This is a genomic window from Klebsiella sp. (assembly GCF_027492335.1).
GTDB lineage: Bacteria > Pseudomonadota > Gammaproteobacteria > Enterobacterales > Enterobacteriaceae > Klebsiella > Klebsiella huaxiensis.
Genome location: NZ_JAPUEW010000063.1, coordinates 1 through 24,944, shown reverse-complemented (window position 1 = coordinate 24,944; position 24,944 = coordinate 1). Strand labels below are relative to the sequence as shown.

The 24,944-nt window shown below is 55.9% G+C and carries 25 protein-coding genes; 10 read left to right on the top strand and 15 right to left on the bottom strand.

From position 1 onward, the window contains the following. The first annotated feature begins 10 nt into the window (after window positions 1-10). From gcvH to QVF11_RS18795, 3 genes are all read left to right on the top strand, one after another. A complete protein-coding gene (gene gcvH / locus QVF11_RS18805) occupies window positions 11-400 on the top strand; it encodes a glycine cleavage system protein GcvH (protein WP_110276721.1) in 390 nt (129 codons plus the stop codon). A gap of 247 nt (window positions 401-647) precedes the next feature. Continuing rightward, window positions 648-3,521 carry an aminomethyl-transferring glycine dehydrogenase gene (gene gcvP, locus QVF11_RS18800; protein WP_142512820.1) on the top strand — a complete coding sequence of 958 codons (2,874 nt, stop codon included), beginning with the start codon at window positions 648-650 and terminating at the stop codon, window positions 3,519-3,521. A gap of 60 nt (window positions 3,522-3,581) precedes the next feature. Beyond that, window positions 3,582-4,325 carry an SDR family oxidoreductase gene (locus QVF11_RS18795; protein WP_287858676.1) on the top strand — a complete coding sequence of 248 codons (744 nt, stop codon included), beginning with the start codon at window positions 3,582-3,584 and terminating at the stop codon, window positions 4,323-4,325. Between the two features lie 187 nt (window positions 4,326-4,512). On the opposite strand, the gene QVF11_RS18790 is transcribed toward QVF11_RS18795, so the two are convergent. The 6 genes from QVF11_RS18790 to QVF11_RS18765 all read right to left on the bottom strand — a co-directional run bounded on the left by QVF11_RS18790 (window position 4,513) and on the right by QVF11_RS18765 (window position 10,432). Beyond that, complete coding sequence (locus tag QVF11_RS18790) at window positions 4,513-5,013, bottom strand: protein disulfide oxidoreductase (protein WP_287858674.1); 501 nt, start codon at window positions 5,011-5,013, stop codon at window positions 4,513-4,515. Further along, entirely contained in the window at window positions 5,003-5,602 is a 600-nt protein-coding gene (locus QVF11_RS18785; protein WP_110276717.1) for a DsbA family protein, read from the bottom strand. Before QVF11_RS18785 ends, QVF11_RS18790 begins: the two co-directional genes overlap by 11 nt. A 2-nt stretch (window positions 5,603-5,604) precedes the next feature. Beyond that, window positions 5,605-7,614, bottom strand: a complete 2,010-nt coding sequence (locus tag QVF11_RS18780) for a protein-disulfide reductase DsbD family protein (protein WP_287858673.1) — start codon at window positions 7,612-7,614, stop codon at window positions 5,605-5,607. Between the two features lie 48 nt (window positions 7,615-7,662). Beyond that, the gene (locus QVF11_RS18775; RefSeq protein WP_287858672.1) at window positions 7,663-8,022 is read right to left on the bottom strand and encodes a copper resistance protein; all 360 of its coding nucleotides are present in this window, start codon (window positions 8,020-8,022) and stop codon (window positions 7,663-7,665) included. 126 nt (window positions 8,023-8,148) lie between these two features. Beyond that, complete coding sequence (gene bglA, locus QVF11_RS18770; RefSeq protein WP_287858671.1) at window positions 8,149-9,582, bottom strand: 6-phospho-beta-glucosidase BglA; 1,434 nt, start codon at window positions 9,580-9,582, stop codon at window positions 8,149-8,151. Between the two features lie 121 nt (window positions 9,583-9,703). Further along, window positions 9,704-10,432 (bottom strand): MurR/RpiR family transcriptional regulator, encoded by a 729-nt coding sequence (locus tag QVF11_RS18765; protein ID WP_110276749.1) that lies wholly within the window; start codon window positions 10,430-10,432, stop codon window positions 9,704-9,706. Window positions 10,433-10,482: 50 nt separating this feature from the next. Between QVF11_RS18765 and yqfB the strand changes: the two genes are divergently transcribed. Both yqfB and trhA read left to right on the top strand, forming a co-directional pair. Beyond that, entirely contained in the window at window positions 10,483-10,794 is a 312-nt protein-coding gene (yqfB, locus tag QVF11_RS18760; protein WP_110276712.1) for a N(4)-acetylcytidine aminohydrolase, read from the top strand. 161 nt (window positions 10,795-10,955) lie between these two features. Further along, the gene (gene trhA, locus QVF11_RS18755; protein WP_287858669.1) at window positions 10,956-11,615 is read left to right on the top strand and encodes a PAQR family membrane homeostasis protein TrhA; all 660 of its coding nucleotides are present in this window, start codon (window positions 10,956-10,958) and stop codon (window positions 11,613-11,615) included. Window positions 11,616-11,857: 242 nt separating this feature from the next. Here trhA and dagF read toward each other — a convergent pair whose 3' ends face one another. The 8 genes from dagF to ygfZ all read right to left on the bottom strand — a co-directional run bounded on the left by dagF (window position 11,858) and on the right by ygfZ (window position 20,537). Further along, window positions 11,858-12,601, bottom strand: a complete 744-nt coding sequence (gene dagF / locus QVF11_RS18750) for a 2-dehydro-3-deoxy-phosphogluconate aldolase (RefSeq protein ID WP_287858668.1) — start codon at window positions 12,599-12,601, stop codon at window positions 11,858-11,860. Further along, a complete protein-coding gene (gene dgaE, locus QVF11_RS18745) occupies window positions 12,588-13,697 on the bottom strand; it encodes a D-glucosaminate-6-phosphate ammonia lyase (protein ID WP_287858666.1) in 1,110 nt (369 codons plus the stop codon). The genes dagF and dgaE overlap by 14 nt, the downstream gene beginning before the upstream one ends. 3 nt (window positions 13,698-13,700) lie before the next feature. Beyond that, on the bottom strand, window positions 13,701-14,561 hold the full coding sequence (locus tag QVF11_RS18740; RefSeq protein ID WP_167492726.1) for a PTS system mannose/fructose/sorbose family transporter subunit IID: 861 nt from the start codon (window positions 14,559-14,561) through the stop codon (window positions 13,701-13,703). Beyond that, window positions 14,558-15,307, bottom strand: a complete 750-nt coding sequence (locus tag QVF11_RS18735; protein ID WP_110276708.1) for a PTS mannose/fructose/sorbose/N-acetylgalactosamine transporter subunit IIC — start codon at window positions 15,305-15,307, stop codon at window positions 14,558-14,560. Before QVF11_RS18735 ends, QVF11_RS18740 begins: the two co-directional genes overlap by 4 nt. A 145-nt stretch (window positions 15,308-15,452) precedes the next feature. After that, a complete protein-coding gene (locus QVF11_RS18730) occupies window positions 15,453-15,938 on the bottom strand; it encodes a PTS system mannose/fructose/N-acetylgalactosamine-transporter subunit IIB (RefSeq protein ID WP_110276707.1) in 486 nt (161 codons plus the stop codon). 12 nt (window positions 15,939-15,950) lie between these two features. Beyond that, entirely contained in the window at window positions 15,951-16,376 is a 426-nt protein-coding gene (locus tag QVF11_RS18725) for a PTS sugar transporter subunit IIA (RefSeq protein WP_181484937.1), read from the bottom strand. Between the two features lie 120 nt (window positions 16,377-16,496). Then, a complete protein-coding gene (gene dagR / locus QVF11_RS18720; RefSeq protein ID WP_287858663.1) occupies window positions 16,497-19,295 on the bottom strand; it encodes a transcriptional regulator DagR in 2,799 nt (932 codons plus the stop codon). 258 nt (window positions 19,296-19,553) lie between these two features. Continuing rightward, entirely contained in the window at window positions 19,554-20,537 is a 984-nt protein-coding gene (ygfZ, locus tag QVF11_RS18715; protein WP_287858662.1) for a tRNA-modifying protein YgfZ, read from the bottom strand. Window positions 20,538-20,780: 243 nt separating this feature from the next. Between ygfZ and sdhE the strand changes: the two genes are divergently transcribed. Together sdhE and QVF11_RS18705 are read left to right on the top strand one after the other, a co-directional pair. Beyond that, window positions 20,781-21,047 carry an FAD assembly factor SdhE gene (sdhE, locus tag QVF11_RS18710; protein ID WP_112216528.1) on the top strand — a complete coding sequence of 89 codons (267 nt, stop codon included), beginning with the start codon at window positions 20,781-20,783 and terminating at the stop codon, window positions 21,045-21,047. Then, entirely contained in the window at window positions 21,028-21,438 is a 411-nt protein-coding gene (locus QVF11_RS18705) for a protein YgfX (RefSeq protein ID WP_287858660.1), read from the top strand. Before sdhE ends, QVF11_RS18705 begins: the two co-directional genes overlap by 20 nt. An 8-nt stretch (window positions 21,439-21,446) precedes the next feature. Here the strand turns inward: QVF11_RS18705 and fldB are convergent, their stop codons facing one another. After that, on the bottom strand, window positions 21,447-21,968 hold the full coding sequence (gene fldB / locus QVF11_RS18700) for a flavodoxin FldB (protein ID WP_112216527.1): 522 nt from the start codon (window positions 21,966-21,968) through the stop codon (window positions 21,447-21,449). 121 nt (window positions 21,969-22,089) lie between these two features. Between fldB and xerD the strand changes: the two genes are divergently transcribed. The 3 genes from xerD to recJ all read left to right on the top strand — a co-directional run. Continuing rightward, window positions 22,090-22,986, top strand: a complete 897-nt coding sequence (xerD, locus tag QVF11_RS18695; protein ID WP_112216526.1) for a site-specific tyrosine recombinase XerD — start codon at window positions 22,090-22,092, stop codon at window positions 22,984-22,986. Window positions 22,987-23,009: 23 nt separating this feature from the next. After that, complete coding sequence (dsbC, locus tag QVF11_RS18690; RefSeq protein ID WP_112216525.1) at window positions 23,010-23,723, top strand: bifunctional protein-disulfide isomerase/oxidoreductase DsbC; 714 nt, start codon at window positions 23,010-23,012, stop codon at window positions 23,721-23,723. Between the two features lie 5 nt (window positions 23,724-23,728). Further along, window positions 23,729-24,944 (top strand): single-stranded-DNA-specific exonuclease RecJ (gene recJ / locus QVF11_RS18685; protein WP_287858658.1); only part of this gene is annotated, 1,216 nt, incomplete at its 3' end.

The following is a 24,944-nucleotide window of genomic DNA, read 5'->3' as shown; positions in this document are numbered from 1 at the left end:
AGATGAATTGATGAGCAACGTACCAGCAGAACTGAAATACAGCAAAGAACACGAATGGCTGCGTAAAGAAGCTGACGGCACCTATACCGTCGGGATCACCGAACACGCACAGGAGCTGCTTGGCGATATGGTCTTCGTTGACCTTCCGGAAGTGGGCGCCATCGTCGAAGCAGGTGCTGACTGCGCGGTTGCCGAGTCTGTGAAAGCGGCTTCCGATATCTATGCACCCATTAGCGGCGAAATCGTTGCCGTTAACGAAGAGCTGAATGACTCTCCTGAGCTGGTGAACAGCGAGCCGTACACCGACGGCTGGATCTTCAAAATCAAAGCCAGCGACGAAGCTCAGGTTGCCGCTTTGCTGGATGCCACTGCATACGAAGCGCTGTTAGAAGACGAATAAATACGTTTCATTCTTCACGTTGCAGGTGTGTTGGCTGCGGTCGTTCACCCCAGTTACGTACTTATGTACGCTCTTGGGGATTAATGAGAGGCTCCTGCCTCTCACCGGAGGCCAGCCTTCGGCTGATCAAATTCGTTCCCGACGAATTTGTCACTGGCTTGCCACCTGCCTGCAACGCGAATTAGTTTGCGTATTCAGATAAGTAGAGACACCTACGATTCACCGCACGTTTCAGGAACCATCGCTCATGACCCAGACTTTAGGCCAACTTGAAAACCGTGACGCCTTTATTGAACGTCACATCGGCCCGGATGCACAGCAACAGCAGGAGATGCTGAAAACTGTTGGCGCCGATTCGCTTAACGCCCTGATTGGCCAGATTGTGCCGCAGGATATCCAGCTGGCGACGCCGCCGCAGGTGGGCGAAGCAACTACCGAATTCGCCGCGCTGGCGGAACTGAAGGCGATTGCCGGTCGTAACAAGCGCTTCAAGTCGTACATCGGCATGGGCTACAGCGCCGTGCAGCTGCCGCCGGTCATTCAGCGCAATATGCTGGAAAATCCGGGCTGGTATACCGCCTATACGCCTTATCAGCCGGAAGTTTCCCAGGGGCGTCTGGAGTCACTGCTGAACTTCCAGCAGGTGACGCTCGACCTGACGGGCCTGGATATCGCCTCGGCTTCGTTGCTGGATGAAGCCACCGCCGCGGCTGAAGCAATGGCGATGGCCAAACGCGTGAGTAAACTGAAAAACGCCAACCGCTTCTTCGTTGCCGCCGATATCCATCCGCAAACCCTGGACGTGGTGCGCACCCGTGCGGAAACCTTTGGCTTTGACGTGATTGTCGATGATGCTGATAAAGTCCTCGACCACCAGGATGTCTTCGGCGTACTGCTGCAACAGGTCGGCACCACGGGTGAAGTGCATGATTACAGCAAGCTGGTCGCGGAACTGAAAGCGCGCAAAGTGATTGTCAGCGTCGCCGCCGATTTTATGACGCTGGTTCTGCTGACCGCTCCGGGCAAGCAGGGCGCGGACATTGTCTTCGGCTCCGCTCAGCGCTTCGGCGTACCGATGGGCTACGGCGGCCCGCATGCGGCCTTCTTTGCCGCAAAAGATGAATTCAAACGCTCCATGCCGGGCCGTATTATCGGTGTATCGAAAGATGCGGCGGGCAATATTGCGTTGCGCATGGCGATGCAGACTCGTGAGCAGCATATTCGCCGCGAGAAAGCGAACTCCAATATCTGTACTTCCCAGGTGTTGCTGGCTAACATCGCCAGCCTGTACGCTGTATTCCACGGCCCGGTAGGCCTGAAACGTATTGCCAGCCGTATTCATCGCCTGACCGATATTCTGGCCGATGGCCTGCAGAAAAAAGGCCTCAAGCTGCGTCACGCACATTACTTCGATACCTTGTGTGTGGAAGTAGCTGATAAAGCAGCGGTGCTGGCGCGGGCGCAAGCGCTGCAGATCAACCTGCGCAGCGATATTCACAACGCCGTCGGCATCACGCTGGATGAAGCCACCACCCGCGAAGACCTGCAGAACCTGTTCCGTGCCATCGTTGGCGATGATCATGGTCTGGATATCGACACCCTTGATAAAGACGTGGCGCTCGATAGCCGCTCGATCCCGGCCAGCATGCTGCGTGACGATGCGATCCTGACCCATCCGGTATTTAATCGCTATCACAGCGAAACCGAGATGATGCGCTATATGCACTCGCTGGAACGCAAGGATCTGGCGCTGAATCAGGCGATGATCCCGCTGGGCTCCTGCACCATGAAGCTGAACGCTGCCGCTGAGATGATCCCGATCACCTGGCCAGAATTTGCCGAGCTGCACCCGTTCTGCCCGATCGAGCAGGCGGAAGGTTATCATCAAATGATCGCCCAGCTTGCCGACTGGCTGGTCACCTTGACCGGTTACGACAGCGTTTGTATGCAGCCGAACTCTGGCGCACAGGGCGAGTACGCGGGCCTGCTGGCGATCCGTCATTACCATGAGAGCCGTAACGAAGGGCATCGCGATATCTGCTTGATCCCGGCTTCTGCCCACGGCACCAACCCGGCTTCCGCGCAGATGGCGGGGATGCAGGTGGTCGTAGTGGCCTGTGATAAAAATGGCAACATCGATCTGGCAGATCTGCGGGCAAAAGCGGAGCAGCACGCTGACAACCTCTCCTGCATTATGGTCACCTATCCGTCCACCCACGGCGTCTACGAAGAGACGATCCGCGAAGTGTGCGAAATCGTGCATCAGTTCGGCGGCCAGGTTTACCTCGACGGCGCGAACATGAACGCGCAGGTCGGCATTACCTCTCCTGGCTTTATCGGCGCGGACGTATCGCATCTCAACCTGCATAAAACCTTCTGCATTCCGCACGGCGGCGGCGGCCCGGGTATGGGGCCGATTGGCGTGAAATCACATCTGGCGCCGTTTGTTCCGGGCCATAGCGTGGTGCAAATCGAAGGTATGTTGACCCGTCAGGGCGCGGTTTCCGCCGCACCATTCGGCAGTGCCTCGATTCTGCCGATCAGCTGGATGTATATCCGCATGATGGGCTCAGAAGGGCTGAAACAGGCGAGCCAGATGGCGATTTTGAATGCCAACTACATCGCCACCCGCTTGAAAGACGCGTTCCCGGTGCTGTATACCGGACGCGACGGTCGCGTGGCGCACGAATGCATTCTTGATATTCGTCCGCTGAAAGAAGAGACCGGCATCAGCGAGCTGGACATCGCTAAGCGCCTGATTGACTTTGGTTTCCACGCACCGACGATGTCCTTCCCGGTAGCAGGTACGCTGATGGTTGAGCCGACCGAATCGGAAGGCAAAGCCGAGCTGGACCGTTTTATCGATGCGATGCTGGCGATTCGCGGCGAGATTGACCGTGTGAAAGCCGGTGAGTGGCCACTGGAAGACAACCCGCTGGTTAACGCTCCGCATACCCAGGGCGAACTGGTGAGCGAGTGGAATCACCCTTACACCCGTGAGCTGGCGGTATTCCCGGCAGGGCTGAACAATAAATACTGGCCGACCGTGAAGCGTCTGGACGATGTTTACGGCGACCGTAATCTGTTCTGCTCTTGCGTACCGATGAGCGAATATCAGTAATTTGCTGATTAGACTATCTTTTAAAGGCGCTGCGGCGCCTTTATTTTTTGGGGGAATGGCATGACGATAGCATTAGTGACGGGCGGCAGCCGCGGAATAGGTAAAGCGACGGCGCTGCTGCTGGCGCAGGAAGGTTATACCGTGGTGGTGAATTATCACCAGAACAGTGAAGCTGCGACCGGCGTGGTGAAAGAGATTCTCGCCAGCGGGGGAAAGGCCGTTGCGCTGCAAGCGGACGTCAGTGATGAAACGCAGGTGGTGGCGATGTTTGAGGCTGTCGATCGCCTTGGCGAACCGCTCTCGGCGCTGGTCAATAACGCTGGCATTTTGTTTACCCAGGGGACGATTGAAAGCCTTTGCGCCGAGCGGATTAACCGGGTACTGGCGACCAACGTCACTGGCTATTTTCTTTGCTGCCGGGAGGCGGTAAAGCGGATGTCGCACAAGCACGGCGGTAAGGGTGGGGCGATTGTTAACGTTTCATCAGCGGCCTCGCGCCTGGGCGCACCGGGGGAATATGTGGATTATGCCGCGTCAAAAGGCGCGGTAGATACCCTGACTACTGGCCTGTCGCTGGAAGTTGCGGCACAGGGAATTCGGGTCAACGGGGTTCGTCCTGGCCTAATTTATACTGAAATGCATGCCAGCGGCGGTGAACCGGGGCGCGTGGATCGCATGAAGTCGATGCTGCCGATGCAGCGCGGCGGTCAGCCGGAAGAGGTCGCCCAGGCCATTGCCTGGCTGCTGAGCGACAAAGCCTCCTACGTAACCGGCAGCTTTCTGGAGCTGGCGGGCGGAAGATAATCCACAACGCCTTCCCGGAGGCGGCGCTGCGCACCTGTCCGGGCTACCCGCTCGCAGACAACTGTGAACTTGTAGCCCGGTCAGCGCAGCGCCACCGGGAGTTTTGTGATCCATTACACTGTGAATTTCCGGGTTACCAGACGTTCAGACCGCATCGACCCGTAGCTCTGCGAGCGGGGGAGATGCGCTACGACGCCATCCACAGCCGCAGGCGCATCCCCCAACCGCTGGTCCAGCCGCTGGTAACCGACTTCACCTCGCCGCGCGAAATTACGACCAGAGTTGGCGTCACCTGCACATCCCACTGCCGTGAGAGCTGACCGCTGGCGTCGTTGATCGTCGGTAACGCCATCTTTTTATGCACCAGCCATTTCTCCAGGGCGGCGTTATCGCCGGAGCGCAGCGCCACGGTTATAACGTTACCGCCATCGTCAGCCAATGCGGCCACCGATGGCGTGGTGTAACGACATACGCCGCACCATGTGGCCCAGACGTACAGCAGCAGCGGACGTTCGTGGCTCATCGCCGCCAGATCGATCGTCCGACCATCAAGGGTTTGCAGCGGCGTGCTGGTGAAATTTTGCGGCAATGCGGGTTTACGTATGTAATCCACCGCCAGGCTTATCCCCACCCCAATCAATAGCAAGACGATCCCCTCGCGCAGCCAGCGCGTTAATTTACTGTGCATCCGCTTTCGCCAGCTGTTCTTTCACCAGCGCCTCCAGATCTGCCTCGGGGATTGCGCCCGCTACCATCTCGTCGCCGATAATGGTGGCCGGTGTGCCCTGAATATTCAGCACCTGCGATAAAATCAGGTTCATCTTCAGCGACTCCATGGTTTTCTCATCGATCTTCACCCCGTCAGTGGCGGTCTTCTGCTGCGCGGCGTGAATGCTGACATCATCGTGATAGCCCTTTTTCGCCATTAGCCGCTGATGCAGCGCCCAAAACTTATCTGGCTGCTGCTGCCAGGTTGAGAGCGCGGCTTTTGCGGCGTTGACCGAACTTTGCCCCTTAAACGGCAGTAGCTTCACAATCAGTAAAACGTCAGGATTATCATGGACGATTTTCTCCAGCATTGGGTCGAACTGCTTGCAGTAAGGGCAGTTGTAATCCGTGAATGAGACGATGGTCAGTTTCGGCTCTTTGGCTCCCATACGCGGGCTTAAGGGATCGTTAAACAGCAGCCTGGCGAGCTGGTCATCGGTGGACGATTCCGGCGCGGCCATGCTAAATGTTGCTATGCACAGCAGCAGTAATGCGGTGATGATTCTCATGATTATTTTCCTTTCGCAGCGGATAGGGTGGCGAGAAGCTCTTCTCGATTTAATAGCGCAGGCAGCGTCTGGCCCTGCGGTAACGCCGGTCCATAAACCTGATTGAACGGTACGGCGGCGCTGCCGCGAGCGGTCAGAAACTGGCTAATGGTGTCCGACGGTCGACTCCAGTCGCCGCGCAGCGCCACCACATCCGGGGCTGAGAGCGCCTCCTGCACCTCATCACGAAGCAATACGTTGTATTTATTGGCTTTACAGGTCACGCACCAGTCGGCGGTTACATCGACAAACACTCGCTGATGATTCGCCAGCGCGTCGGCAATCGCCTGTTCACTGAGCGGTTGCCAGTTGACGCGATCGCGGCGCGAACCCTGGCCTTCCGGTGGTGAAATCAAAGCAACCGCGACCGCAATCACCAGGGCTAGCGCTGCGGCCTGTAGCGCCGTACGCCAGCGGTAGCGCCAGGCCGTCGCCAGCAGCAGAACGAGAGCCAGAATCACCAACAGTGCGAGCACCGGCAGACGGCCTATGTGCACCGTCAGCAGGCTTACCAGCCACAGCGACGAGGCGAGCATCATCAGCCCGAGAATGACCCGAACGCGGTTCATCCAACGGCCTGGGCGAGGAAGATGTCGGGCGAAACCGGGCCAGGCGACAATCAGCAACCACGGCAGGCTCATTCCCAGACCCATCGCGAAGAAGATCCCCCACAGCAGCGGCAGTGGCGCAACGAGCGCCACCGATACGGCAGTACCGAGAAACGGCGCGGTACACGGCGTTGCGAGAAGCGTGGCGAATGCCCCTTGCCAGAAGTGGCCCAATAAACCGCTGCCGCCGCGGGTGGCGAGAAACGTACTGGTGTTAGAGGAGAGGCGAAACTCAAACAGCCCCATCAGGCTGGCGCTGAACAGCACCATCACCAGCGCCATCGCACCGATAAACCACGGATTCTGGAACTGAATGCCCCAGCCCAGCGCCTGATTGCCCAGCCTTAACAGGGTCATCATCAGCGCCAAAACGAGGAAAGAGGCGATAATCCCGCCAACGGATGCCAGGAACTGGCGTCTTATTACCCCGCGCTGCTGGTTAGCGCTTTGCACCAGCGTGCCCAGCTTCATGGCCAGTACCGGCAGCACGCAGGGCATCACGTTGAGGATCAGGCCCCCGGCCAGCGCCATCAGCAGCACCCACCACAGAGACAACTCCGGTGCGGCGGTCCCCTGAACAATGGCAACCCGGCTCTCCTCGGCCTGACCGCCCTCGGTAAGCACCAGCGACAAAGTCTTACCGCTGAGGTTTGGCGCAGCATCGCCCCAGCTATCGGTGACCGGCAGCGTGGCGATAAGCGTTTTCCCCTTGATGGCGAAGGCGGGCTTGCCGAAATCCACGTCATCCATACTGTCGATAAATAGCGAAGGCTGCTGCCAGCCTGCTTCGCGAACGGCGGTGACCGTTAACTTACCGCTGATATAGCTGGCGCTACGCTGCGAGGTCAGGCCGTCCGTCAGCGGCAGAGTGCCCATCGCCCGGGTGAAGTCGTAGCGAAAATCGCTTCCAGCGGGGGAGGTCATATCCAGCGAGAAGGGATAGTCGGTGAGAATACAGACGTTGCTACAGGTGGATAGCGTCAGCACGCCGCGCAGGGTTTCCGGCAGCGGGCCGCGAATCTCCAGTGGGAAACTGACGTTGCCGTGATAGCCCTGAGTAGAAATTCCGGCGACGTCAAAGCGCTGCGGCGTTGGCCAGTGCCAACTGACATCAAGTGGTTTTGACCAGGTTATTGCTGGAGCAATTCCCCCCTCACCCGGCGAGCGCCAGTAGGTTTTCCAGCCCTTTTCCAGCGCGACGTCCAGCAGCAGGCGCGTTTCGCCGCTGCTCTCATTTTCCGCGCGCAGCCTGACGCTGGCGTGTTGATTATCGGCGGCGCGTAACCAGCCGCTGTCGGCGGCCTGACTGACGGGCAGCCATAGCCAAAGCAGGCAGACCAGTAGTCGCCTGAATACCATAAGCATAAATTTTCTCCGTAAATGAATGATTAACCTGAACCGTCAGGCCAGTGCTCATTCACGGAAAACACATAATCGGAGATGTACCCGTAACCGGGGAGGTGAAATTTCGCGGGGAGGCCAGAGGCGCTCAATACGCGCAGGGCTTGCCGCCAGCACCGCCAGCAGCAGGGCGATGGCAAATAGCGCGCCTTCGAACAGCATCGGCGGAACGGCCATCAGCGATTTGGCGCTCAGTTCGCAGGGCGTCACCGGCTCATCGCTATTACTTTGACCCTGCAGTACCAATTGAGTGGCGGTAGTCGCATTCATGACAAGCGCATGCATCCCGGCCATACGCTGCGCGGTGCATATCAGCACCACCAGACAGGCAAGGGCTACAAGAAGGATGGCTTTGCGTTGTCGCTTGATCATGATCGCCTCAATTATTCACGTGGCCTATCTTATCGGGCGAAAGCGTTTTGGCAATGTTAATGCTGTAAAGAAGTGTCGTAATCGTTGGGTTTTTTGCCCCCTCCCGACCGGGAGAGGGCAGAAGCATTACAGTTTTTCACCGTTGCTGGCGATAACCTCTTTGTACCAGTTGAAACTTTTCTTACGCGAGCGCGACATATCGCCGGTGCCGTCGTCGTGTTTATTGACGTAGATAAAGCCGTAACGTTTGCTGTACTGGCCGGTGGTGAAGGAGACGCAGTCGATGCACCCCCACGGGGTGTAGCCCATCAGTTCCACGCCGTCATAGGTCACCGCTTTGATCATCTCTTCGACGTGCGCACGCAGGTAGTCGATACGGTAGTCGTCGTTGATGCTGCCGTCTTCTTCTACTTTGTCGTAAGCTCCGAAGCCGTTTTCCACAATGAACAGCGGTTTCTGATAGCGTTCATACAGTTCACACAGAGCATAGCGCAGGCCCACCGGATCAATCTGCCAGCCCCAGTCGGATGCTTTGACGTGCGGGTTCGGTACGCTGCCTTCAAAGCCAGAAATCGCGTCGCCGGTGCCACCTTCCGCTTTCACCGCGTTGGTCATGTAGTAGCTGAATCCGAGGTAAGCGCAGGTGCCTTCACGCAGGATCTGCGCATCGCCGTCTTCCATTTTGATATTGAAACCGCGACGTTCCCACTCGTTCAGGACGTAGCTTGGGTAGTAACCGCGTAGCTGAACGTCGGTAAAGACGTAGCGCTCGCGCATTGACTCCTGAGCGAACATCACGTCTTCCGGCTTACAGGAGAACGGATAGAGGGCGACCATCGCCAGCATGCAGCCAACCTGCATATCCGGGTTGATTTGACGTGCTGCTTTTACCGCCAGCGCGCTGGCCATGAACTGGTGGTGTAGCACCTGATACATGGTCTCTTCCGGGTTTTCATGCTCGGTATAGACCACGCCAGAGCAGCAGTAGCCAAACAGCGGCGCGCGCCAGTTACGCTGGTTATTGATCTCGTTAAAGGTCATCCAGTATTTCACTTTGTGCTTATAGCGCTCGAAGACCACCTCGGCGAAGCGCACAAAGAAATCGACCACTTTGCGGTTGGTCCAGCCACCGTATTGTTGAACCAGATGCAGCGGCATTTCAAAGTGGGAAAGGGTGATAACTGGCTCGATGTTGTACTTTAACAGTTCATCGAACATGTCATCGTAAAACTTCAGGCCTTCTTCATTCGGCTGGGTTTCGTCGCCTAACGGGAAGATGCGGGTCCAGGCGATAGAGGTACGGAAGCACTTAAAGCCCATCTCGGCAAACAGCTTGATGTCTTCTTTGTAGTGGCCGTGGAAGTCGATGGCTTCGTGGTTCGGGTAGTATTTACCCGGCTCAACCTGCTGGGTTATCTCGCGTGGTACGCCGTGCGCGCCACCGGTCAGCACATCACAGATGCTTGGGCCTTTGCCGTCTTTATTCCAGCCGCCTTCAACCTGGTGCGCAGCTACCGCGCCACCCCATAAAAAGTCTTTCGGTAAAGGTATTTTTTTCATCTTTGCTGATCTCGTCATAATTACTTGTTGGTTTCGAGTCTAGCAAAGGGGATATAAATGTCACGATATAACAATTTGCCAGTTGTGGAATTTGTTACATCGAAAAAACAGGGTGTTATTTTCAGGCGAGTTTACGCGCTAATTTACGCCCGAGGCTTTCAAGAATATAAATAACCGGGATCTGCGTCGTAATATCGTAGACGCCGCCGATGCGCGTTTGCGGGACGTGCCATGAGAGATTAAAGTCCGCAAGCTTTGCCAGTCGCGAGTGTTCGTGGCTGGTGATGGACATCACTTTGCAGCGATGCAGGCTGAACTGGCTGGCGAAACGCAGGATCTCTTCGGTTTCACCGGAGACCGACAGCACGATCGCCAGTGCATTGCGCGCCATATCATTGGTGACCGGGAAATAAGGGTCATCGATATGATTGCTGAATTTCCCAACGTTAGAAAAGAAGCGGGCACCATATTTCGCCAATGCGCCGGAAGTCCCCGCGCCAACGAAAATAATACGCTCAGAAGAGAGAATAATATCGACGGCCTGTTCCAGTAAGTCATCAAATTCATCGTTATTGACGCTTTTGAAAAAGCTCATTATTTCACTGGCACCGATATTTGCCTGTTGAGGCTCATTCTGCTCCAGATATAATTTAAAGCGTACGCGAAACTCTGAGTAGCCTTCGCACTGCAGCTTACGGCAGAAGCGCAGGACGGTTGTCGTAGAGACTCCGACGGCTTCCGCCAGTTCGCGGATGGTCATATACATCACTTTGTCACGATTCTTAATAACGTAGTGATAGACCATCATCTCAAGATTGTTGAGACTGGCGATAGCAGCGTGGGAGAAGATACTCACAGTGGCAAACTCACAATTCATAATGACCAGGACGGAATTATATCATGCAGCAGAATGACATTACCTTTTTTCAGCGCTTTCAGGACGACATCCTTGCCGGGCGTAAAACCATTACTATCCGCGATGCTGCCGAATCGCACTTTAAAGTGGGCGATATCCTGCGCGTTGGCCGCTACGAAGATAACGGCTATTTTTGCACCATCCGCGTAGTGGCGACTTCAACGGTAACCCTGGAGACGCTGACCGATCTGCATGCGCAGCAGGAGAATATGACGCTGACGCAACTACGAGACGTGATTGCGGAGATCTATCCGGGTGAACAGCAGTTTTATGTCATTGAATTCGAAACGCTTTAATAAAATAGTGAACGACTGTTAGTTGAAATTTAACTGTAACACTATGATTTTATAGTGTTCATAAATATTCATCTTTTTATTTTAGCTAACAGGTGTTCACTGGAATCATTCTCAGTTAACCTAAGTGAGCACAAAAAGCGTACTTGTTTTCGGAGTCAAATATGGTTCGCAAACCATTAATCACTCAGGGATATTCTCTGGCAGAGGAAATTGCCAACAGCATCAGCCACGGGATCGGGCTGGTGTTTGGTATCGTCGGTCTGGTGTTGTTGTTGGTGCAGGCGGTAGATAGCAACGCTGGCGCAACGGCTATCACCAGCTACAGCCTGTACGGTGGCAGCATGATTTTGCTGTTCCTCGCCTCCACTCTCTATCACGCGATTCCGCATCAGCGGGCTAAGTTGTGGCTGAAAAAATTCGACCACTGTGCCATCTATCTGCTGATTGCCGGGACCTACACGCCGTTCCTGCTGGTGGGGCTAAATTCACCGCTATCGCGCGGGCTGATGATTGTTATCTGGAGCCTGGCGCTGCTGGGGATCCTGTTTAAGCTGACCATCGCGCATCACTTTAAGATCCTCTCTTTAGTGACCTACCTGACCATGGGCTGGCTGTCGCTAATTGTAGTTTATCAACTGGCGATTAAGCTGGCGGTCGGCGGCGTGACGCTGCTGGCCGTTGGCGGAGTGGTCTATTCGCTGGGGGTGATTTTCTACGTCTGCAAGCGCATTCCATACAACCATGCAATCTGGCACGGCTTTGTATTGGGCGGCAGCGTCTGCCACTTCCTGGCGATTTATCTGTACGTCGGGCAGGTTTAAATTTCGGGAAGCCTTCCCGGCTGTGGTTTTGTAACCCGAACAGGCGTGCCAGCGCCGCCTCCGGGAATCTCCACTGTCCCCAATCCCCTGCGGCCATCTTTCCGGTGGTGCTGCGTTGACCGGGTTACAAGTTCGCAGCCGTCTGCTGTCCGGTAGCCCGGACAGGCGCGTCAGCGCCGCCTCCGGGACATTCTCCGTTGGTGATGGCTTGCTTGCCAGGGCTACGGCTTGGTGTTTTTTATTTAGACTACGGCTTTCACGATATCCATTAATCTGCGGATATCTTCTGGTCGTGTATTGCCGGTTTGCGGGTCGATTATCGAGCTGTAAACATGAGGCATCACGCGAGGTACGCCTGCTTCCAGACAGCTTTGCAAAATAATGCCAAAGTTATCGAGATCGATTCCGCCGGTTGGTTCTATCAGCGTCATGCCGTTACGCACCGCGGTTGTCGCCAGCACATACAGCTCCGGTAGCGACTTCTCACCGCCCATCGGAAAGAACTTCGCCGCATGCGCCCCTGAATCCTGCATCATACGTACCGCCGCATCGCAGGAAACGCGGGCGGGTGTTCCCTGACTACTGCTGACTCCTGTTGAAATCAGCACTTCGCCCGGTGTTCCCGTCGGGCTGACCAGCGCGTTGATGTGCGTCTGTTCGCCGCCCGTCGCCGCCAGTGCCCCTGCCGCGAAACCGCAGCCGGTAAAGGTCTGGTTGACGTGCGCCGGATGTACCTTCGACGCGATCATCGCTGCCTTGTAATACTGCGCCGGATCCCCGGCTCCCAGCCCCACGGAGATGGACGGCACCTCCGCCATCCAGCGTTTGATCTCCTGAACGCCGTCTTCCACTGAGGCAAACTGCGCGGAGAGCACGCCGATTACCGCATGGCCATCTGCGGCATCATAGATTTCCCTGGCATTGGCAATATCTTTCGCCAGCACGTTGATCGCCACACGTTGACGATAAAAATTAATCTGCTGCATGGTCTGCAATCTCCTTAAGTCGCGCCACGATTAATGCCATTTCCCCTTCTGCAACCGTCCGCGGATCAAGGCTAAATACGCCCTGATGAAGGTTATAGCGTCGGGCATAAATGGCGATATCGCCGCCGCGCAGTTGCGCTTCCACTTCACGGGCGTCAATACCTAACGCCTGCGCATTCACCCGGATACGAATACGCCAGATGGCGCGCCCTGCTTCATCCTGCTCAATATCGGCGCTCAGCCCGCGAATCGCGGAAATTGCCTCCGCCACTGGCTGCAGTTGTTCGGCAGTCACTACCGCCTGCTCCTGATGATAATTTTCCAGTGCGTACACCAGCCCAACCATATTCTCCTTACCGATTTTCATCGCCCTGGCTATGCCGTGGTGCTGTGCTTTACAGGCAGCGATCCACGGTTTCTTACCGGTGATAAACCCGGAGGTGGGCGCGTTAAAGGCCTTTGCCCCGCTGTAGACAACCATATCCGCTCCGCTCGCCACCCAGGCGTGCAAATCCTCCTCGGCGGCGGCATCAATAATCAGCGGCAGGTTGCGAACCTGTGCGACCTGCACAAAGTCTTCAATGCTCAACATCCCTTTCTGCACGCAGTGGTGTGATTTCACATACAGCAGCGCGGCGGTGTTGTCAGTAATCGCGCTCTCCAGTTGCCAGCGGGCCGCCAGGTTGCTCGAACCCACCTCCACCACACGCCCGCCGCCGAGGCGAATGGCGCTGGTAATCGGCGCACCGTAGTCGACGTTATGCCCACGCAGCATCACGACTTCGTTGGCCATACCGGAGCTGTCCGGTATCTGCGTGACTCTGGCCTGGTCACCACGAGTAATGGCGGCGGCGACGGCAATGGCGATGCCCGCCGAGGCGCAGGAAGTGACGTAACTGTCCTCAGCGCCGGTAAAGCGGGAAACCAGCTCGCCAGTACGGTCCACCAGTCTGTCGATTTCCACAAAGGCTGAAGCCGCCCGAGCCGTGGCCAGCATCACCTGTGGCGCGACGCTGGAGACGCCCAGAATCGTCATCTTGCCGCAGGCGTTAATAACCTGCTTTAGCCCCAGCTGTTGATAGATGTTCTGCGTCATGGCTTACAGTACTCCCAGCAGCGAACAGACCACGCTCAGCGCGACAATCGATAGCAAAATGGTGGTGTAACGCGGCCCTTTCTTCAGCAGGTAGAAGTAGACCGCGAATACCGCTGCCAGCGGCAGCAGGCCCGGAGCGATGGAGTCAAGGATCTGCTGGACGACCACCTCAGAGCCTTTCAGGGCGCTGATTTTTAACGGCGTGGTGATTTTGACGTAGCTCGCAGAAAGCGCGCCCATCATGATCAAACCCAGCACGTTCGCGCCGTAGATCAGTTCTTTAATTCGCCCCCCTTGCAGCAGGCCGATTATTGAGTCACGACCCAGCGTGTAGCCTTTATGAACCATGCCGTAGCTGATCGCCAGCGTAATCGCCGGATAGAGAATTAAGGGCACAATACCGCCCATTGCGCTGCCGTTGGCGGCGAACGGAATAAAAATAGCAATCAACAGCGGCATCACGGCGGCCCAGATAATGGAATCGCCCATCCCGGCCAGCGGCCCCATCAGGCCGGTTTTAATCCCGGTGATCGAGGCGTCGCTAATCGGCTCTCCGCGAGTTTTTTGCTCCTCCATTGCTATGGAGATCCCCTGAATCACCGCACCAAAGGTCTGTTCCGAGTTGAAGAAGTTCAGATGGCGTTTTAGCGCTTCCACCTGCTCCTCCTTTTGCGGATAGAGCTTTTTGATGATCGGCGTCATCGAGGCGCAGAAAATCAGGCTTTGCAGACGCTCATAGGAGCTGGAAACTTCCGCACCCAACCAGTAGATAAACCAGGCTTTGGTGATATCGGCTTTGGTCAGCGTGCCGCTTACTCGTGCGCGTTCGACCAGTTCATTCTGCATTACGTCGCTGCTCATCATGCTGCTCCTTCATTTTTCGCCAGGCCTTTAATCAGGAAGGCCACGCAGGTGCCGAAGATGGCCATCGCCATGATGTCTACCTTCAGATAGAGCACCGCGAAGAATCCACCAATAAACCATGGCAACAGGCTCTTTTTACCGATCACCATAATGGTGATGGCGAAGCCCAGCGCTGGGAGGATCCCGCCCATGATTTCAAAGGAGTGGGTCAGCCAGTGCGGCATCAGCTTGAGGAAACTTTCCACCACGTTCTGGCCGAAATAGTTGGCGGCAAATACCACCGGGAAGCGCAGTACCAGCCCAAGCAGCGCCGGGTAGAGGAAGGCGCAGCGCATAATGCCCGCCATATTCGCCGTTTCCGCATGTTTATCCGCCATATGTACCCAGGCGGCGTTCAGCGTACGACGCAACTGGTCGAGGAATACGCCGATAACGCCAAACGGAATCGCCAGCGCTATTGCCAGGTTCGGATCCATCCCGGCCTTCACGGCAATGGGAATAGCAATACAGGCGGCCAGCGCCGGGTCCGACGGCACGTTACCGCCCGGCGTCGAAGTTACGCCGAGATAGACGAGCTGCATGCCCGCACCAATAATCATTGCCGTTTGCATATTGCCGAGCAGCAAGCCGACGAAGACGGCGATAACCACCGGCTGAAGCAGCATGGCGGAGAAGGTGTAGCCAAGGCGTAATCGGGCAAACCAGTAATACAATCCCATCAGGCTTGCAAAGACTAAAGTATCCATAATATTTTCCTATACACTTCATCCTTCAGGCTGCCTCTTTGTTGGCTACCTTCGCTCACCCCAGTCACTTACTTTAGTAAGCTCAAGGGAATTCACTCAGTTGCCGCCTCGATGCATCCAGAATGATTTTGTGTATGTTAAATGGTTAGAATTTTTTCAGGATATCGTCCAGAGACTGCGGCTTATCTTCCGGAATGGTCTGGAATACTGCCTTAATCCCGCGACTTTTCAGTTCGTTAAGAATGCCAACGTCTTTTTCATCCAGCGTGATGTTCTGGAAAACGACTTTGCGGTTCGGCCCGCCGCCTAAACCACCCACCTGAATAGCGGAGACATCAAACCCCAGCTGTACGGCTTCCTGAATCGCCGCCAGAGAAGGGAACAGCACCAGCACGTTGCCATCGCCAAGCTGATTTTCTTTCCACGATGCCGCAAAGCTCTGATTGCTGTAGCAATCCACTTTAATGTTTGGCGGTGCGGCCATCAGATAGATGTTTTTCATAAACGGATCGGCGTCCAGCTCATCACTGACCACCGCAATCCGGTTGGCCTGAGATTGTCCGACCCACTTTGTCACCACTTGTCCATGAATCAGACGGCTGTCAATGCGACATAACACGATGTTAGCCATAATATTTTTCCCTTATTTTGGTTGTTGTAATTGACGAACGTGGGCGACAACGTCCAGACAGCTGCTGCGTGCGGCTTCCACCAGGTCGGCCACGCAGGCAGAGAGCGGCCCCTCTTCACGCCTGTCCAGCGCCTCCAGCAACAGCGAGGCATTTAGCCCGGAAACCACCGCCACCGGATAATCCGCACTCAGTCGCGCCGCCACGTTTGAGGTGGTACCGCCAACAAAATCGGTCAGAATGAGTGAGCCTTCAGGCATGGTTTTCACAACGGCTTCGACACGCTGGTAAAATTCGCCCAGCGTATCGACGGGCATCAGCGCAATTTCCGTCACGCCTTTGATTTCGCCCGTCACCATGCACAGGCTGTTGCAAAGCTGTTGCCCCCAGCCGCCATGCGTCAGCAGCAGGATCTGGGACAAGGGTTCAGTGGTAGTCAAAATGGCCTCCTGGCTCTATTACGTTTACACACGTAGTAAGAGCAAAGGCTGTGCCAGAATTTGTGTCACATGGGGGAGAAGAGAAGGCTGGCGAGGCGCAGAGCCACGCCAGATAAGGAGTTAGCGATACAATAGTTCGTAGATATAAAAATATTCCGCGTCGGATAAACGGATGGCATAAGCCTCTTCGATCGGCAGGAAGGCGGATTTAATGACACTAAACGCCCGGGCATCCAGATCGGGCTTGTTCTCCAGCGACATCTGTAACGGTTTGCGGTTGATCACGATACGCTCGACCATACAGCAGCAGTGGATCAGGAAGCGCAGTGTCACCTGGCGGCTCGGTTTCAGCGAAAGTGAGGAGGTCAGATGGTTGAGCACGCCTTCCATCTCTTTGAGAATGCGCTGAGGATTGAGCACCGAAATATGGTTGATGATGCTTTCCATGGTTAGCGCGCTGATAAAACGCATCGCGCTGCGCTCCATCTCCAGGCGGCGTTCACTGCTTGAGAGATCCGGTGTCAGCAGGCTTAGCACCAGCTCCGGCCCCTGTTCGGAGAACAATTCTTCCAGTGAGATAAACGGAATATCCGGCAGGCCGGGTTGGAAGGTGCCGACAATTCCCGCCAGCCGTTCGCTGGGGTTAATCGCCTGCTGGACCCGCTCCAGACTGCGCACCTCGTTGTAGTCGAGGATCACCATCCGCGTGTCCTGTGACATCAGTTCGCCAAAGCTTTCCTCCAGCACCTTTTTGATTTTCTCCGCTGTGCCCATACCGGTAATGCAGGAGATCACCAGCACTTTGCCGCCGTTCTCCTGCTGCGGCGTGCAGAGCTGGCAGGGGATATCTTTACTCTGCATTAACGCCGCCAGCTGTGGTAACTCACTGGTTTCATAGCTTAAATCCAGCCCTAACTCCAGCAGGCTGGTCAGAGTGATATTGGGCATCAGCAGGACGTCAATCTGAAATAACTTGCTGATCGTACTGCCAAAATGAATCAGTGAACCGATATCTACCATCAATATCAGCCGCTGCCAGCGTCGGGCCTGGATCATCTGGATTAACGTTTCGAGGGTATCATGCACCGACTGCTCAAACGGCATGTCGATGGCGCTAAACAGCTCGCGCTCTAGCACCCGGTTCACGTACTGCGCCTGGCTGGTGGCTGTCGTCGAACCATGGGCAATCAAAATCACCCCGCAGTCCGGGCTGGCGTCGATGCGCTGACGGTAATGGCGGCACTCTTTCAGGAACAGGCATAGCCAGACCACTTCCGTCGCCGGGCACTGGATATGCAGTAGTTCGTTGATTTTTCGACACAGCAGCGTGGCGTTGTCGTATTCATCTTTACAGCGGTCGAGGATCAGGCTGGAGGAGTAAAGCTGCGGGATAAGACCACGCTGCACGTAGCCAATCAGTGCCAGAAAGTGCTTACGCAGTGGATTCACCAGGTTTTCTGGCAGCGTAAACGTAAGCACCTGCTCCACGCAGCCAATCAGCAGCGTCACGCGCTCCTCAATCTGATCGCCATAGCGCGGCGGATGGGCAATATTGTCGCGGCTGTAGAGACCATATTCAAAAATTGAACTGAGCTTATTTTTCAGGATTGCCAGCGTTTCAGCTGGCGGGACGTTGCTGTTGCGCAGATTGACGTATTCACGGGTCAGGAAGCTGTAAAACAGATCGCTCTCTTCAATCTCCGCTCCCGTTGCCAGCGAGGTTTTCAACGCCGGCAGCGTGCGCGCATCAACACTTAGCCGCTCTTTACCGTCAAATAGCGTATCGACCAGCAGACGCTGCTCCGGCGCGGCGTTAAACGGCATCTCCGCCAGCCGTTTATCCAACTGTAGCGTATCGCTATGCTCCGTCATCCCTGATGCCCACGCCTGGGCACACAGGAACTGAATATCACTCTTGAGCTGGCCAATATTGCCTTCCAGCGGTTTATTTAACAGCCAGAGCAGCAGCGTTTTGTCGATGCTTATTGTGCGCTCGATTTTACGGCTCTCACGCTGTAAGAAGCCGACAATCAATTCAACCTGCTCTTCCACCGAGCGCTGGCGAATACCGGGCAGATCGATGCAGACCTGAATACGCCGCTGGAAGGTGCGCAGCAGCGCCGAGCTGACCGGTTCAGTCGTCGCACAAATCAGGCGTACTGAAATTGAGCGCGCAGTGGCGCTCGAGCCGAGCGGGCGATACTGGCCTTTGTCGAGAATGGAGAATAGCTTTTCCTGCCCTTCATACGGCAGACGGTGGACCTCATCGAGTAGTAGATAGCCGCCGTCGGCCTGTTCAACCAAACCGGGTTTATTCTCGTTTGCTCCGGTAAATGCTCCCTGTCGATGACCAAACAGGTGCGAGGAGAGCAGTTCCGGGTTATGGGCATATTCTGCACAGTTAAAGTAGACCAGCGGCGGCGTAGTTCCCGTTGCATGTTCGCAGGCAAAGCGATGCATCAGTTCGGCAAAGAAGGTTTTGCCAACGCCGGAAGGGCCGGTCAACAGTACATGCAACCCGTGGGGATAAAGTACCGCAGCGCGACCTTTTTCCACCGCGTCACGCAGACTACGGTCATAACCAATCAGGCCACTAAAGGGGTCATCAGTCGAGTGATCTTCCTGATGGGGGAGCAGATCGGCAACTGTGCGCACTTCACGCTCGGACTCCTCCAGCGTGCGTCCCAGTAGCGTTTCCACCGCTTGACGGTGCAGGAAGAACACCGGACGGCCACGGCTCTTAATGACCAAACCGTCGCTCCACAACTGATTGAGATCTTTACTCACTGAGTTACGCGCCAGCCCAAGGTTAAAGCCGATGGCTTCTGCCGTAAACGCCGTCTCCTGCGCTAAATCCGCAAGACTCAAGCCGCTCGTCAGCCGCGCCAGCTCTCCCTGTATTACCTCAATCCGTCTCATTCTCTTTACCGCTTAAGAAATAAATGATTGTTCAGAACATACACTATTCTGCTATGCAAGAAAGTGGCCTGGGGCCAGAGATGGTGCATTAGCTCAAAGACGGACATGGCCGTTGAGAGATGACGGGATGCGGTATTGTTTTCGGGAGATTCCCCGGCGGGGTTACTATATGGCCGGCTACAAGTTCACAGCCGTCTGCTGTCGGGTAGCCCGGACAGGCGCATTGCGCCGCCTCCGGGGAGACGGCTTAATTGAGGCTTAACCTTCTTCCAGCGAATACGGCAGCGGTTCGATGCTCAGGCTACCGGCATCATCGCGCACACGGAATACGCTATCGGGCTCCATATCGTTATTCATCACCGCCTGCACCAGCAGGCGACCATCGTCTAACTGCACGGCGGCTAAAACGGTACCGGTACGGCGCCAGTTTTCACCCATTTTCAGCTCAAGGTCCTCCCCGGCTTCCGGCACGCGGCTGGCTTTCCCCGCCAGGGACCACAGAGCACGCTTGTTGGCACCGCGGAATTTTGCGCGGGCAACCATTTCCTGACCGGTGTAGCAGCCTTTCTTAAAGCTGATGCCGCCCAATGCCTGAAGGTTAGTCGCTTGCGGAATAAACTGTGCGCTGTTGGCGCTGTCGATAACCGGCAGTCCGGCTTCAATATTCAGCGCTAGCCACTGCTGGCTGTTGTTAAGCTGTGCTTCACCGCGCAAGGCCTCGGTGACGCGGGTGGCGGTTGTCTCATCGGTCACCAGCAGGAAACGCTCGGCCGGATGCTCAAACCACAGCAGGCTGGTGGATACTTCACTGACAACCTGTTTGTCGGCATTCGGCAGTTCGCTAAACAGCGGTGCCAGCGCGGCACGAGCCTGGAAACCGGCGACGCCCAGCAGCACCAGTTCATCATCAGCGGCGATCGTCACTTTAGAGAACACCGCGTATTTTTTCAGTTCAGTCAATTGCGCGTCGCGCAGGCTGCGGCGTTCAATCCACGCAAACCCCTCGTTACGACGGAAAACGCGCAGGTTGCTCCACATCTTGCCTTTAGCATCGCAATGCGCGGCAAGAAGGTGCTGCTCGTTGGTCAGTTGACTGATATCAGCGGTAATCTGCCCTTGCAGATATTTTTCGCCATCCGCACCGGTAATCGTCGCCAGCGCCCAGTCATCCAGCGTCATCAGCGTTAACGGCAGACGCGCGCAAGAGGAAGGCTGACGCGGAGGAAAAGGTGTAAAAGCCATAGTCATATCCCGAATAGCTTAACGCAGAGTGTGTGACTAATGGTAAAAGAGCTAGAGTGCAATGCAAGCGCTTTCGGCAAGCCATTTGTGCCCTCAATGGCGGGAAGCTAGACCGCAGGAAATAATGAAAGACCTGATTATTTTAGGGTTTTCATGGAGGCGCGCTCGCGAATCTTGATATTCCTGTGAAGTCAGTGGCGAAAACGGGTTAAACTAAGAAATATTTATAAGTAGGAAGTAAACATGGATATTAACAATAAAGCTCGTATCCACTGGGCGTGTCGCCGGGGGATGCGTGAACTCGATATCTCCATCATGCCGTTTTTTGAGTACGAGTACGATACGCTCAGCGATGGCGACAAGCTGTTGTTCATCCGCCTGCTGGAAAACGACGATCCGGATCTGTTCAACTGGTTAATGAACCATGGCGAACCGGCTGATGCGGAAATGCAACGGATGGTAAAATTAATTCAGATACGGAATCGGGAACGTGGTCCTGTGGCAATCTGATTTACGCATCTCATGGCGAGCGCAGTGGTTCTCACTGCTGCTGCACGGCGTTGTGGCGGCACTCGTGCTGCTGATGCCCTGGCCGCTCAGCTACACCCCGTTATGGCTGATACTGCTGTCGCTGGTGGTGTTTGATTGCGTGCGCAGCCAGAGGCGGATTCACGCCCGTCAGGGCGAAATAAAACTGCTGATGGACTCCCGACTGCGCTGGCAAAAAGCGGAGTGGGAAATCGTCGGTACCCCATGGGTGATCAATAGCGGAATGCTGTTGCGTCTGCGGGATACAAAAAACCTCCGTACCCAGCATCTGTGGGTTGCGGCAGATAGTATGGACGCGGGAGAGTGGCGCGACCTGCGCCGACTGGTGTTACAGAAATCGGCGCAAGATTAAGTCAAGCCTCAGGCGAACTGCTCAGCCATTTCGCCGAGGATTTGCTCGCACCAGTTCTGGATGCGTTCATCGCTCAGGTCGTACTGGTTAGTTTCATCCAGCGCCAGCCCAACAAACAGCTGCCCGTCAGCGATAACCGGTTTCGGACTGGTAAACTCATAGCCTTCGGTTGGCCAATAGCCGATGAATTTCACGCCTTTGGTTGCCAGCTTGTCGTGCAGCATACCCAACGCATCAAGGAACCATTCGCCGTAGCCTAACTGATCGCCCATACCGTATAGCGCGACGATCTTATCTTGCAGATCCAGCGTATCGAGTTGTTGCCAGACGGCCTCCCAATCTTCCTGGATTTCACCGAAATCCCAGGTTGGAATGCCGAGGATCAGCACGTCATATTGCGTCATCAGGGCAGGGGAATCATCTTTCAGGTTGTGCAGCGTCACCAGTTCAGGGCCGATGATATCGCGGATTTTTTCCGCTGCCATTTCGGTATAGCAGGTGCTGGAACCGTAAAAAAGACCTATGTTCATCGCAAAAATGTCTCAATTCTTGTTGTGACTTTGTGCTTAGTCTACCAGAAAGGCTGCGCCAGCCTGCAACCCGAATTATTTAGGGTATAATGACGCCGTTTTAATAAGCAAAGAGGCCGGAGTGGAACAGGATCTCGCACAAATCGAGCAGTTTCTCGATGCTTTATGGCTGGAGCGTAATCTGGCGGAGAACACGCTAAGCGCCTACCGTCGGGACCTGACGATGGTGGTCGAATGGCTGCATCATCGCGAGCTGTCGCTTGCCAGCGTCAGCGGTGAAGACCTTCAGTCTCTGTTGGCGGAGCGGCAAACCGGCGGCTATAAAGCCACCAGCACCGCACGCTTGCTAAGCGCCGTACGCCGCTTCTTCCAGCATCTTTATCGGGAGAAAATCCGCCAGGACGACCCCAGCGCGCTGTTGGCATCGCCAAAGCTGCCGCAGAGGTTGCCGAAGGATCTGAGCGAGGCTCAGGTCGAGCGCCTGCTGCAGGCTCCGGTGGTTGAACAACCGCTGGAGCTGCGCGATAAAGCGATGCTGGAAGTACTGTACGCGACGGGTCTGCGCGTCTCAGAACTGGTGGGTCTGACCATGAGCGACATCAGCCTGCGCCAGGGCGTTGTGCGCGTGATTGGTAAAGGCAATAAAGAACGACTGGTACCGTTAGGCGAAGAGGCGGTACTGTGGGTTGAGAATTATCTTGAGTACGGGCGTCCCTGGCTGCTGAACGGCGTGGCGTCCGATGTGCTTTTTCCCAGCCAGCGTGCGCAGCAGATGACGCGCCAGACGTTCTGGCATCGGATTAAGCACTATGCCGTACTGGCGGGGATTGACAGCGACAAGCTCTCCCCGCACGTGTTGCGCCATGCGTTCGCTACGCATTTACTTAACCATGGCGCAGACTTACGCGTGGTGCAGATGCTGTTAGGACACAGCGATCTCTCCACGACGCAGATCTACACCCACGTGGCGACCGAGCGTCTGCGACAACTTCATCAACAGCATCACCCTCGTGCGTGAGTGCTGAATAAAAAGGATTGAGTATGAAAAAAGGTTTACTGATGTTCACCCTGCTGGCGACCACCTTATCCGGTGCAGCACATGCCGATAGCGCGGCGATTAAACAGCTGCTGGCTAAGCTGGGTGTGCAGAGCACGGACGTGCAGTCTTCGCCGGTCAAGGGCATCAGCACCGTGTTGACGGATAGCGGCGTGCTGTACGTCACTGATGATGGTAAGCACATCATCCAGGGCCCGATGTACGATGTTAGCGGCGCGCGCCCGGTGAACGTCACCAACACGCTGTTGGCCGGTAAGCTCAACGCGCTGGAAAAAGAGATGATTGTCTACAAAGCGCCGCAGGAAAAACACGTCATCACCGTCTTCACCGACATTACCTGTGGCTATTGTCACAAGCTGCACGAGCAGATGAGCGACTACAACGCACTGGGCATCACCGTGCGCTACCTGGCCTTCCCGCGCCAGGGACTGCAAAGCGAAGCTGAGCAGAATATGAAGGCTATCTGGTGCGCCAAAGATCCTAACAAAGCGCTGGATAACGCCATGAGTGGCAAAGCCGTAGAGGCTGCCAGCTGCGATGTCGATATCGCTAAACACTACACACTCGGCGTGCAGCTTGGTGTTAACGGCACCCCGGCGATGGTGCTGAGCGACGGGACCCTTATGCCGGGCTATCGCGATCCTAAAGACCTGAAAGCGCTCCTTGATGAGCATCAAAAACAGACAAGCGGTAACTGATTCGCGTGAAACAACAGATACAACTACGCCGCCGGGAGGCGGCTGACGGCGTCGACTTACCTCCAGACCTTCCTCCGCTCCTGCAACGGCTGTACGCCAGCCGGGGCGTGCGCAGTGCGCAGGAGCTGGAACGCGGCGTGAAAGGCATGCTGCCGTGGGCGCAACTGACCGGCGTCGAAAAAGCGGTAGAAATGCTCTATGGCGCATTTAAGCAACAACTGCACATCGTGGTGGTTGGCGATTTTGACGCCGACGGCGCCACCAGTACGGCGTTGAGCGTGCTTGCCTTGCGCGCGCTGGGCTACGGAAACGTCTCTTACCTGGTCCCTAATCGCTTTGAAGACGGTTATGGCCTAAGTCCGGAAGTGGTCGATCAGGCTCACGCCCGCGGCGCGCAGATGATTATGACCGTTGATAACGGCATTTCGTCCCACGCTGGCGTCGATCATGCTCATGCGCTGGGTATTCCGGTGCTGGTGACCGATCACCACCTGCCGGGAGATACGCTGCCTGCAGCGGAAGCAATCATTAACCCTAACCTGCGTGACTGCGAGTTCCCGTCGAAATCGCTGGCCGGAGTTGGCGTGGCCTTTTATCTGATGCTGGCGCTGCGCACCTTCCTGCGTGATAAAGGCTGGTTTGAGGAACGCGGTATTACGCCACCGAATCTGGCTGATTTACTCGACCTGGTGGCGCTGGGTACCGTGGCGGACGTCGTTCCGCTGGATGCCAACAACCGTATTCTGACCTGGCAGGGGCTAAGCCGTATTCGGGCGGGGAAATGCCGTCCGGGGATTAAAGCGCTGCTGGAAATCGCTAACCGCGACCCGCAAAAGCTGGCGGCAAGCGATCTCGGCTTTGCTCTCGGCCCGCGTCTAAACGCGGCTGGAAGGCTGGACGATATGTCCGTTGGTGTGGCGCTGCTGCTGTGTGACAACACCGGCGAAGCGCGAATGCTGGCGAATGAACTTGATGCGCTAAATCAGACGCGTAAAGAGATAGAACAGGGAATGCAGGCGGAAGCGCTGACCTTGTGCGAAAAGCTGGAACGCAGCAGCGAGACGCTGCCCGGCGGGCTGGCAATGTACCACCCGCAGTGGCATCAGGGCGTGGTCGGCATCCTGGCTTCACGCATCAAAGAGCGTTTTCATCGTCCGGTCATCGCCTTTGCGCCCACCGGAGACGGACTGCTAAAAGGCTCCGGTCGGTCGATTCAGGGGC